Origin of the sequence: Kamptonema sp. UHCC 0994 (genome assembly GCF_029167235.1) — a bacterium.
Taxonomy (GTDB): domain Bacteria; phylum Cyanobacteriota; class Cyanobacteriia; order Cyanobacteriales; family Microcoleaceae; genus Kamptonema.
On the sequence record NZ_JARFTR010000249.1, the window covers coordinates 1 to 10,962 of the forward strand.

The 10,962-nt window shown below is 42.2% G+C and carries 7 protein-coding genes; 3 read left to right on the forward strand and 4 right to left on the reverse strand.

Going from position 1 to position 10,962, the window contains the following annotated elements:
- Positions 1 to 138: 138 nt before the first annotated feature.
- Positions 139 to 1,299, reverse strand: coding sequence for a 7,8-didemethyl-8-hydroxy-5-deazariboflavin synthase subunit CofH (gene cofH / locus PY364_RS22135; protein ID WP_275526330.1), 1,161 nt, complete (start codon positions 1,297 to 1,299; stop codon positions 139 to 141).
- Positions 1,300 to 1,597: 298 nt separating this feature from the next.
- Here cofH and PY364_RS22140 point away from each other — a divergent pair, with 298 nt between their 5' ends.
- Positions 1,598 to 2,824, forward strand: a complete 1,227-nt coding sequence (locus PY364_RS22140; protein WP_275526332.1) for a glycosyltransferase — start codon at positions 1,598 to 1,600, stop codon at positions 2,822 to 2,824.
- A gap of 65 nt (positions 2,825 to 2,889) precedes the next feature.
- Complete coding sequence (locus tag PY364_RS22145) at positions 2,890 to 4,641, forward strand: glycosyltransferase (protein ID WP_275526334.1); 1,752 nt, start codon at positions 2,890 to 2,892, stop codon at positions 4,639 to 4,641.
- Positions 4,642 to 4,867: 226 nt separating this feature from the next.
- On the opposite strand, the gene PY364_RS22150 is transcribed toward PY364_RS22145, so the two are convergent.
- The 3 genes from PY364_RS22150 to msrA all read right to left on the reverse strand — a co-directional run bounded on the left by PY364_RS22150 (position 4,868) and on the right by msrA (position 10,242).
- Positions 4,868 to 8,188, reverse strand: a complete 3,321-nt coding sequence (locus tag PY364_RS22150; protein WP_275526336.1) for an EAL domain-containing protein — start codon at positions 8,186 to 8,188, stop codon at positions 4,868 to 4,870.
- A gap of 477 nt (positions 8,189 to 8,665) precedes the next feature.
- On the reverse strand, positions 8,666 to 9,274 hold the full coding sequence (locus PY364_RS22155) for a DUF3318 domain-containing protein (RefSeq protein ID WP_275526338.1): 609 nt from the start codon (positions 9,272 to 9,274) through the stop codon (positions 8,666 to 8,668).
- 290 nt (positions 9,275 to 9,564) lie between these two features.
- Complete coding sequence (msrA, locus tag PY364_RS22160; protein WP_275526339.1) at positions 9,565 to 10,242, reverse strand: peptide-methionine (S)-S-oxide reductase MsrA; 678 nt, start codon at positions 10,240 to 10,242, stop codon at positions 9,565 to 9,567.
- Positions 10,243 to 10,310: 68 nt separating this feature from the next.
- Here msrA and PY364_RS22165 point away from each other — a divergent pair, with 68 nt between their 5' ends.
- Positions 10,311 to 10,919: a LysE family transporter gene (locus tag PY364_RS22165; RefSeq protein ID WP_275526341.1), complete on the forward strand. Its 609-nt coding sequence runs from the start codon at positions 10,311 to 10,313 to the stop codon at positions 10,917 to 10,919.
- The last annotated feature ends 43 nt before the right edge of the window (positions 10,920 to 10,962 follow it).

Consider the following 10,962-nt stretch of genomic DNA (forward strand, 5'->3'; position numbering starts at 1 on the left):
TTACGTAACGCCGCCATCTTGGCGGTTATTTGACCGCCAGGATGGCGGCGTTACGAATACTTTTGCTGTGTTCGCAATGACAAAAAATTGGGTTCAATTATAAGCAATGACATAGCTACACTTAATTATATCACCTACTTAAAAGAGCGATTTAACTTGAGAAAAAGCAAAATTGTCAATCCCTAAAGGACGATAAATTGTATCTCTTTGCTGATAGTCTCTACCCAAAGAACTAATCGCCCTTTGCAAATCTTCCACTGACTGACAGCTACCACCAATAGCACCCGCCATTGTCGTAATATGTTCCTCCATCAAAGTTCCGCCAATGTCATTGCAGCCCCATTTCAAAGCTTCCGTAGCTCCAGCTATTCCTAATTTTACCCAACTCGGTTGATGGTTAACAATCCAATTGCCAAGAAAAATCCTAGAGACGGCTGTAAGTAACAAAATATCTGCCAAAACTGGCTGATCTCGCCCTACTCGCTTTCGCAGAGAAGGGGGCGCGTGCTGTCCAACAAAAGGCAATAGAATAAACTCAGTAATCCGAGCTGGATAGCCTTTTTCTAATGCTTTTTGCTGAAGAGATCGCACTTTTTCTAAATGTAAAATCTGCTGTTCTGGTGTTTCAATATGTCCGCACAACATCGTGCTAGTTGTTGGTAATCCTAACTTATGAGCAGTTTCTACAATTTCTAACCAAGTCGCCGAGTTAAGTTTCTCAGGACAGATAATTTTCCGTACTGAATCGTCTAGAACTTCCGCTGCTGTTCCTGGCATTGAACCCACCCCGGCATCCCGCAAAGCAGCAATCACATAGCTGAAACTTAGGCGATCTTCTCTAGCAATAAATTCTACTTCTTGCGGCGAGAAAGCGTGTAAATGTAATTGAGGAAAATTATCCTTAATAGTTCCAACCAAACGTAGATAATAAGGCAAAGAAGCTCCATTAATCTTAGCCTTAAGATTTAATCCTCCCTGCATACAAATTTCCGTTGCGCCGAGATGAACTGCATCAGTTGCTTTTGCTAGAATTTGCTCCCAATCCAACCAAAAAGCGCCCTCATCTTCTTCATCGCGGCGAAAGGCACAGAAATTGCAGTGCTGTTCGCAAATATTGGTAAAATTAATATTGCGGTTGACTACGTAGGTGACAGTATTTGCTGCTTGCAAAGAACGAAGTTTATCGGCCACAACTTGGATCGCAGCAATCCGATCTGATTCTTTTTGCTGCAATAATACTAAAGCCTCGGCTGTTGATAAATCGTAACCATCTAAGGCCCGACTAAGAATTAGATCCACAATTATTCCTTCCCAGCTCAGTGATAAAATGCAATCTCTAGAGCTAATGACTTTTTGATCTTAGTGACAATTAGCTAATAGTTCCACAGACTTAATTGTAAAATAAGTGGAGCGATCGCGCATTACCGATCTCAAAAGGATTGAGTAGACTTGCGTAACGCTATTGCTTCACCCAACCGACATCTACTTAAAGTTTTAATTTTTAATTTTTAATTTTTAATTCTTGCAACTATGGACTATCGGCGGTCTAAAGATTAAAGTCTAAAAGTGTCTTCTGCTAAATTCAGATATTATAACTATGAGTTTCAGCCAACCAAACAGCCTTTTGCCCGTGCCGTTAGGTGCATTCGAGGTGCCAGGACAGAGATTTGACGAAATGTCTGTATCTTCTGCTGATGCTGAAGACAATGCACCAATTTATTTTTCTCTGGTGATTCCCACTTACAACGAAAGCAAGAATGTCAAAGCCATTGTCGCGCAATTGAGCCAGTTGCTCGATAATAAAATTCCTGGAGACTATGAGTTAATTTTAGTGGATGATGACAGTCCCGATCGCACTTGGGAAGTTGCCCAGGGAATTATGGCTGACTATCCGCAGTTGCGGGTAATGCGTCGCCAAGAGGAGAGGGGGCTTTCTACAGCAGTGATTCGCGGTTGGCAAGTGGCGCAGGGAGAGGTTTTGGGGGTAATTGATGCCGATCTTCAACATCCGCCGGAGACGCTGTTGGAACTTCTAGGGGAAATTGAGCGCGGTGCTGATTTGGCGGTTGCTAGTCGCCACGTTGCAGAGGGTGGCGTGAGTGACTGGAGTGTTGTTAGGCGGGTTTTATCTCGCGGGGCTCAAACCATCGGGTTGGTGATATTGCCGGGGGTTGTAGGCAGAGTTTCAGACCCGATGAGTGGCTATTTTATGGTGCGCCGCGATTGCATTGCTGGTAAGAAGATGAATCCTACTGGTTATAAAATTTTAATTGAGGTATTGGGAAGGGGAAGTATTCGCTGGATTGGTGAAGTTGGCTATGTGTTTCAGGAGCGCCAAGAAGGTGAGAGCAAGGTAACATGGAAGCAGTATGTTGAGTACCTGCAACACTTGCTCAGATTGCGTCTCGATCGTTGGCCTGTGGGTAGGTTTTTCCGGTTTGGAATTGTAGGTTTTAGTGGCGTTTTTGTCGATATGGGGGTATTTTATCTGCTGCGAACGGTGCTTGGTTTGGCGCTAACTCGGAGTGCGATCTTGTCTTCGGAAGTGGCAATTATTAATAACTTTTTGTGGAACGATCTGTGGACTTTTGGGGATATTTCTAAGCGACAACCTGGAAATCGTCAGCGGTTTAAACGGTTTTTGAAGTTCAATCTGATTTGTTTGATGGGGTTGATTTTGAATGTGCTGTTGGTAAATTTGCTGTTTAATGTTTTTGCTGTTAATGAATATTTGGCTAAGCTGATTGCGATCGTGGCTGTAACCTTGTGGAATTTTTGGATTAATATGAAGTTGAGTTGGCGGGTAACGGATGTGCAAAAATGATGGAGGATGGGATGTGTAGTAGGGAGTTAATTTTGTGTTTTTTATGAGTTCAAAGGGGCTTCGACTTGCGGCAAAAATTTGATTTTAAACTTGATGCTTTACACTGGGTGTTACTTTTTGGCTGGACTGCGATCGCGGCGATGCTACGCTTTGCTAATTTGGATGGTAAACCACTTTGGACTGATGAGTTTTCGACGCTAGTTTTCAGTTTAGGCAATAGTTTTCAAGGAGTACCTCTGGATCGAGGGATTCCTTTGGAGGTGCTGTTGGAACCCCTAAAACCCCATGCAGGTGCAACGGTTGGGGATGCGATCGCGCGTTTATTGACTGAAAGCAATCACCCGCCTGTTTACTTTGCTCTTGCTCACTGGTGGATGCAGATGTTTGCGCCGGTACAGGGGTATGTTTCTCTATGGGGTGCGCGATCGCTTGCTGCTTTTTTGGGTGTGGTTTCTGTACCCGCTATCTATGGTTTAGGATGTCTTGCTTTTCGTTCCCACTTAGTTGGACAATTGGCGGCGGCGATGATGGCGGTTTCTCCTTATGCTATTTATCTTGCTCAGGAAGCTCGCCATTATACCCTGGCTATTTTATTAGTTATTGCTTCTCTGAGTTGTCTAGTGATGGCGGTGCGGTACGCGGTAAAGCAGTTTGCTTTACCTATTTGGTTGGGATTAATTTGGATTATTGTTAATAGTTTGGGAATAGCAGTTCATTACTTTTTTAGTTTGACTCTCTGCGCTGAGGCTGTGGTTTTTATTGCGATATTATGGAGGCAATTAAAAGGAGAAAAAATCGGAATTAAGACAATTTCTGCTTTCTCCGGTTTTCCTGCTTCATTTTTATTACCTATTATTGGTACAATTGCAGGTGGTTTAGTCTGGTTGCCCGTATTTTATTCTAGCAGGTATGGTAGCGAATTAACTGAATGGATTCAAAGTAGCGATCGCACGGGTTTTGCTTGGATTAGTCCGATTTTTCAAGCACTGGCGGGTTGGATTACGATGATATCTTTGTTACCAGTAGAATCCTCTTCGCTACCTCTAGTGATTTTCTCTGGATTGGCGATGGTAATATTTTTTATCTGGGCGATTCCTTTGCTGCTTAAGGGGATAAAAACTTGCTATTCTCTGCCAGAAAATCGTTTATCTATAGTTGTTTTAGGTGGTTTTGTTTTAAGTGCGATCGCGCTATTTTTTGGCTTTACATACTTTTTGGGCATTGACCTTACTCGCGGTGCGCGGTATAACTTTGTTTACTTTCCAGCCGCGATCGTATTACTAGGTGCAAGTCTAGCTTTTACCTTTAACACAGATACAGTCAAAAGTCAATTATTTAAGCTTTTTTATATTAAAATTTCGGGTAAAAAGGCTGTAGTCTTGATTTTAGTAATGGGATTATTAAGTAGTGTAACTGTATTTTCAAATTTGGGTTATCAGAAATACTATAAACCAGATATTTTGGTTTCTATTATCCGCGAAGTATCTACGGTTCCTGTACTGATTGCGACTACTCATAATACTCATGTAGAAACAGGAGAAATGATGGGTATAGCTTGGGAATGGGAATTTGGAAAAGAAGAAAAAAATATTTCTCCCGCGCCACTTTTCTTGTTAGCTCATCAGCGGCGGGAAGTACCGGAAATGGCAGCGATCGCATTGGAAAAAACTCTAAATCAAATTAAATTTCCTGTGGATTTGTGGCTGGTAAATTTCCATGCAAAAGTTAATTTAGAACAGCAAAACTGTTATATTGATTCTCGTTCTTTGCCGCCAGTTGATGGTTATAATTATCAACTATATCACTGTTTTAGATAGTAAACGCGACTGCCTGCGCGAACGACTCGGCAGGAATCGCGATCTCCTCTTATTCAGCAGCCCGGTAAGTAGTTGGCGAATCTCTTACCCAATCAAACTTGAGTTTTCTCTTGAATAAAAATCCAGAATGCCCGCAAGAAGGCAAAATCATTCCCTTCGGAATGCGTTCATAGTGTCTCTATCCCTGCTTTTTGTGCGATCGCTCAGGGTAGCAAAGAAGTCCTTATCAACCATATTGATGTATCGCCTTGTTGATCTGCTTTGACTCCTTGTTCACGAAATTTGATATAATTTCCGTCAGAGGTTGCGGTTTTGTAATGATATAGCCCTGTGCGTAATCAACTCCAATTTCTTTGATTCTTTCTAAAATAGCCTCGCTGCTAACAAACTCCGCAATTGTTTTAATACCCATAATGTGTCCGATGCGATTGATTGCTTCCACCATTGCGTCAGCAATAGGATCGTTAGCAATATCTTTAACAAAGTAGCCATCAATTTTCAAGTAATCAACTGGCAAATTTTTCAGATAGGCAAAGGAACACATACCACTGCCGAAATCATCTAAAGCAAAAGAACAACCCAACTTCTTGAGTTCCTGAATAAATTGTACGGCTTTGCTAAGATTAGCAATTGCTACAGTTTCGGTAATTTCAAAACAAATAATCTGCGGTGGAACTCGGTAAAGGGTAAATTGCTCTTGCAAAAACTTAATGAAGGTATCATCATTGATACTTGCACCAGAAAGATTAACAGCATAAATGGATTTTGGGTTGGCAATTTTTCCCTTACCATTAGATTTACGATCGCCAATCTTTAAGCTAGAATTAGCTAAACTCGAAAATAGCTTACGAATCACCCAACGGTCGATCGCCGGCATTAAATTGTAGCGTTCAGCAGCAGGCATAAAACTAGCCGGACTAACTATTTCTCCTGTTTCATCCAACATCCGCAGCAAGATTTCACAGTGTATTTCTCCGATACAATCTTCAGCTAGAGGTGCAATAGTTTGGCTATAAAGACAAAAGCGATTTTCTTCTAAAGCTTGATTAATTCGCCCTACCCATTGAGTTTCACCAAACTGCCTAGCCATATCGCTATCATCAGCTTTATATATGTGTAAGCGATTGCAACCTTTCGATTTTGCTGCATAGCAAGCCGCATCGGCTGCACTTAATACATTGGCAGATCCAACATGACAGGCCATGTCTACATCGTTGCTGCCAATCGCAACTAAACCAATACTAACGCTAATAGTAAAGGTTTTACCCTCCCACGCAAATCGAAAATTTTGGATTTGATTTCGTAAAGAATCAGCGACCTCGACGGCGCGGTTGATTGAAGATTTATAAAGTAATAAACCAAACTCATCTCCGCCTAAACGCGCTAGGATATCTGTTCCTTGCACTTTACTTTTCAACAAAGCCGTCACTTGACGCAGCAATTCGTCACCGGCTGCATGACCGCAAGTATCGTTAATTATCTTGAATTTATCTAAATCTAGATAACATAAAACGTGCTGTTTATTTAAGATTTTACTACTAGCAACTGCCTCTTCTAGCAGCCGTTCAAATTCATGGCGGTTAATCAATCTAGTGAGGCGATCGTGAGTGGCTTGCCATGTTAATTGGTGTGACAAATTCCGCGCTTGTGTGACATTCCGAAAAACTAAAATTGCTCCCATTATTTGACCGGAACTGGCATAAATCGGGGCGGCGGAATGATCGATCGCAAATTCCCGACCATCTTTAGCAATCAAAACCATATTTGTTGCAGTGGAAATTATCCGGTTTTCTCGAAATACTGCTGTAACGGGATTTTCTACTACCTCGCGAGTGGTTTCATTTACCAGTTGGAATACCTCACTTAGCGGCTGGCCTTTGGCTTCTTCAGTTTGCCAACCAGTGAGGATTTCAGCGACGGGGTTGAGAGACTGAACCTCGCCTTGTGCATTAGTCGCGATCGCACCATCTCCAATTGATTGTAATGTTACTTGAGCGAGTTCTTTTTCTTGAAATAAAGCTTGTTCAATTTGTTTGCGATCGCTAATATCAAAAAAAGCACTCAGAATCGCTGCTTCCCCATTAAACATCAAGGCCTCAAGGGAAGCGGAAACCCAAAATGGCGATCCATCTGCCTTCTTAGCGCGAACCTCGTAATTTCGCAGATATCCTTGGCATATAAAAGCCTCTAGCAAAGCTTCCCGTTCGGCCAAATCATAGTAAAATTCTGAGGTCTTATGGTGTAGAAGTTCTTCACGATCCAAACCAAAAGTTATGGCAGTATATTCATTAAGGTACAGCGGTACGCCATCACTAGCGCGGGTAATCACTACTGGAATTGGAGTTGCTTCTGACACAACCCGAAACTTAGCTTCACTTTCCCGTAATGCTGTATGAGATAAATCTAGCTGAGTTAACATCCCGTTAATTGTCTTAGCTAAACTTGATAATTCATCAGAACCAGGTATTCTTAAATGTTGCGAGAGGTTCCCAGAAGAACCGATTAGCTTCACACCTGCACTCAAAGCCGCTAACCGACATAGAATTAACTTTTCTAGTACAATTAAACCCACCAGACCAAAAATTGCACCGCCGATCAGAAGCGACCAAATAAAATAACGCAGGCTGGCTTGACCTTGTTTGTAAATATCTCTGGGAAGTTCTACCCGCAATAGTAATGATTCTTTTCCGTAGAGATCCTTAATTTTTGCATAGCCTGCGATCGCATCAGCATTTAAAGACTGCACAGTAATTAAACAGCTAGCATTTAGTTCGTGGCATTCTCCCTGAGTTTTTAAGGAGTTAATAAGTGGTAGTTTTAAGTCATTTACATTCAAGATATAGCCAGATTCCTCATCTTTTGGAATTTCTTTTTCTGGTTGATAGCTACTAATTGAAAATTCAGTCTGCTGAGCTAGTCGCTGGATTTGAACCCGATCGAGATAGCGTCCGATAATTAATGTACCCCTGATTGGGCCTTCGTATTTATTAGTCAAAATTGGGCAAGAAGCAATCAGTATAGGCAATTCCTTTGTATTTTTCTCCGAGGTTTGGCTATACTCAGCCGATCCCTCTGATAGCATCACAATTCCTGTATAGCAACTTTTGAAATTCTGGTGATCGAGCAGGGCTGGATAAGCGCGGATATAGTTGAGTATATTCTGAGGAACAGGTTCGGCTTTATAGTTTTGCAAATCGAAGCCTTTACTAAAAACAACCTGACCGTTGGCGTTGAGAAACAGCATGATATTAAGTCTGAGATTGCCAAAGGTCTGATCGTCAAGATTTGCTTTGATGTAACGCTTATTGTTATCTTCAATGAAGGAGTAAGTTTCATCCCAAGGAGCCCAATCTTGAGCGGTGCTATTTAATTGATTTTGCTCATTAGCTAATGCCTCCATCACCCGTTCGACATTCTGACGGACGCGCTGTTTTTCTAGTTTACTGAATCGATTGAGCAAGATAGTAGACGAAGCCGCGTAGAGAACTAGGTTTAAACTGACTAGCGTCGCGCCAAAGATTAATAATATTTTGTGTCGCAAGGTCATGGAGTTTTTCCTGATAGATTGCATAGACCGATTGCAACTCACATCAAACCCAGAAAATCAATATTAAATATTATGCTAATATTTAATATTTAATTTATTTTGAATTGCCCATTACTTACTTACCAGTAATTCGCTTATAGCAGGATTAAAGTAAAATGGGTATAGGGGGCAATCCCCTCGTGGTTTCCCCTCGATCGCGATGGGTAAACACGCGGAAACAACCCCTACAAATTCTTTACAATTCATTGCGGTTTGGTAGCTTTCCTGTAAAATGACTTTGCAACCGGATTTGATCTTGCCCATAACACCTTTAATTACACCCCAAGATTATTTTCCAGACTGCCTTTGTTACACCGTACAGGCTGAGCGGTAAACAAATCACCCACAGGACAGAACTACGTAAGTAATTGATAATTTCTGTCCCAGAGAGTTTGCCAGTCTAAGTAATATCAAGTAAGTGTTCCTACTACTTTAGCCTTACTCTTGCCTAAGTGTCTCTGGTACTCCCACTGATGACAGGCCCGCGATCGCTCTCAGATTTTGAGAACGAATCAACTCCGTGAAATTTAAACTCCCGCGCCCCTCAATCTGAGCGACGGCTTCAATAGCAGAGAGTAAATGCCGAGCAGCATCCGTTTCACTATAGCCACGCCGCCCCGCCACTCGAATAGCTGTTTCATCCGCTTCTAATTCTAATTGGGGACTGCGACTCGATTGCCAGATCCGGGTGAGGCCGAGTCCCGCCAGACCACTAGCAACCACAACCCCCACCGCATCGCCCTGAACTCCTTGAGCGATCGCACCTAAAACCCCCGCCAGCGCAACGCCTTGATAAAGTTCCGGTTTAAACCACTTCACACCGCACAACCAGCTCTGAGTCCGCAATATCAACAAATCTCGCTGGGGCTTTGACAGCCGCCGCCACAGGTCAAAATTGACATAAATCAAACGTTCCGGCTTCCAAGGCAGCGGAAAAGGGCTGTCAATCACCATTGATTGCTGCGGTTTGCTGACTATTTTAGCCATCATGCGGCCAGAAGCGGGCATGATATCTAAGAGGCGGCGGATTTCTGGTTCAGGATTCATAGCTTTTACATAATTGCTAATTACGAACAATACATAATTCCTGATTAAAATAAATTAATCTTTAAAAATATTTAACCTCTTGCTTCCCGACATGGAAACAAGAGGCTTTTCAATTATAGCACTTACACAAAATTGTTTGTAACGCCGCCCTCTGGGCGGTAATTGAACCGCCCAGAGGGCGGCGTTACGTAAACAGCAATATTTGATAAGTATCTAATTCTTTTCCAAGTTCAATTACCGCCCAGAGGGCGGCGTTACGGAACCGTGCGTAATTCCTAAATTAGCTGAAATTACTTCTTATATAAATCTGGAAACTGTTCCCGCAACTGAGACAACTTCGGCAAATCATGGACAACCACATAGGGATAATTCGGATTACGAGCAACAAAATCTTGATGGTAATCCTCCGCCGCATAAAAAGCAGTTAAGGGAACTAACTGAGTCACAATCGGGTTACTGAAAACTTGCGCTTTATTGAGTTGCTGAATATAAGCAGAAGCAACTTGCTTCTGTTCATCATTCGTAAAAAAGATCGCAGAACGATATTGAGTTCCCTCATCCGGCCCTTGACGATTTAACTCTGTAGGATCGTGAGCAATGGCAAAGTAGATTTTTAGAAGTTGTCCGTAAGATATCTGCGAAGGATCGTAAGTAATTTCTACCGCTTCAGCGTGTCCGCTTTCTCCAGAACTAACTACTTCGTAATTTGCCGTTGCTTCATTACCACCAGAATAACCTGAAACGACAGCAGAAACCCCTTTTAGATGCTCAAAAACGGCTTCTACTCCCCAGAAACATCCTCCAGCAAAAACGGCAGTTTGTTTGCCCTTTGCCATCGAAATCGAGGTATCAGTAGCCGGGTCTGGTATTCTAGTCTGGGATGCACCGCCAGCCAGTGCAGCAGTGAGTAAAATTATCGACAAGCTACCTACTAGGTAGCGGGATAGAGTCAAAATGCGAATTGCCATAAACTTACAATATTGAATTTGGTCAGTCTTCTTGTAATACGGAAGAGAACTTATTTTGGATTGCTCCAATGGACATCAATTTTTTTTCTAGAGGTTTAATCATTGGCTTCTCAATTGCTGCACCTGTGGGCCCCATTGGAGTGCTCTGCATTCGCCGTACTTTAGCTCAGGGCCGCGCAATTGGTTTAATATCCGGTTTGGGTGCAGCTACGGCTGACGGGGTATACGGTTCTATTGCTGGATTTGGATTAACATTTATTTCCGGCTTTTTAGTTAGTCAGCAACTATGGTTACGGATTGTCGGCGGCATTTTTTTATGCTATTTAGGGATCTCAACTTTTCTGGCAAAACCCGCACAGTCAGCAGCAGAAACAACAGGTAAAGGACTTATTGGTGCTTATGCGTCAACCTTTTTTTTGACTGTTACTAATCCCTTGACAATTTTATCTTTTGCTGCCATATTTGCTGGTTTGGGAATTGCTAGTTCTGACAGCAATTATCTGGATTCAGGCATATTAGTATTGGGAGTATTTTTAGGTTCTGCCATTTGGTGGTTGCTACTTAGCACTGGGGTTAGTATACTAAGGACTAAATTTCGCGAGCGCTCTTTAATCTGGGTCAACAAAATTTCAGGGTTAATTATCCTTGTATTTGGCATTATTGCCCTTTTAGGTTAACAGATTGGAATCATAATTAATTCCGTAACGCCGCCCTCTGGGC

Excerpts from the sequence above, each read along its gene's own strand:
- PY364_RS22165 (WP_275526341.1), top strand. The coding sequence starts at position 10,311 with ATGGACATCAATTTTTTTTCTAGAGGTTTAATCATTGGCTTCTCAATT.
- PY364_RS22150 (WP_275526336.1), bottom strand. The coding sequence starts at position 8,188 with ATGACCTTGCGACACAAAATATTATTAATCTTTGGCGCGACGCTAGTC.
- PY364_RS22155 (WP_275526338.1), bottom strand. The coding sequence starts at position 9,274 with ATGAATCCTGAACCAGAAATCCGCCGCCTCTTAGATATCATGCCCGCT.
- msrA (WP_275526339.1), bottom strand. The coding sequence starts at position 10,242 with ATGGCAATTCGCATTTTGACTCTATCCCGCTACCTAGTAGGTAGCTTG.
- PY364_RS22140 (WP_275526332.1), top strand. The coding sequence starts at position 1,598 with ATGAGTTTCAGCCAACCAAACAGCCTTTTGCCCGTGCCGTTAGGTGCA.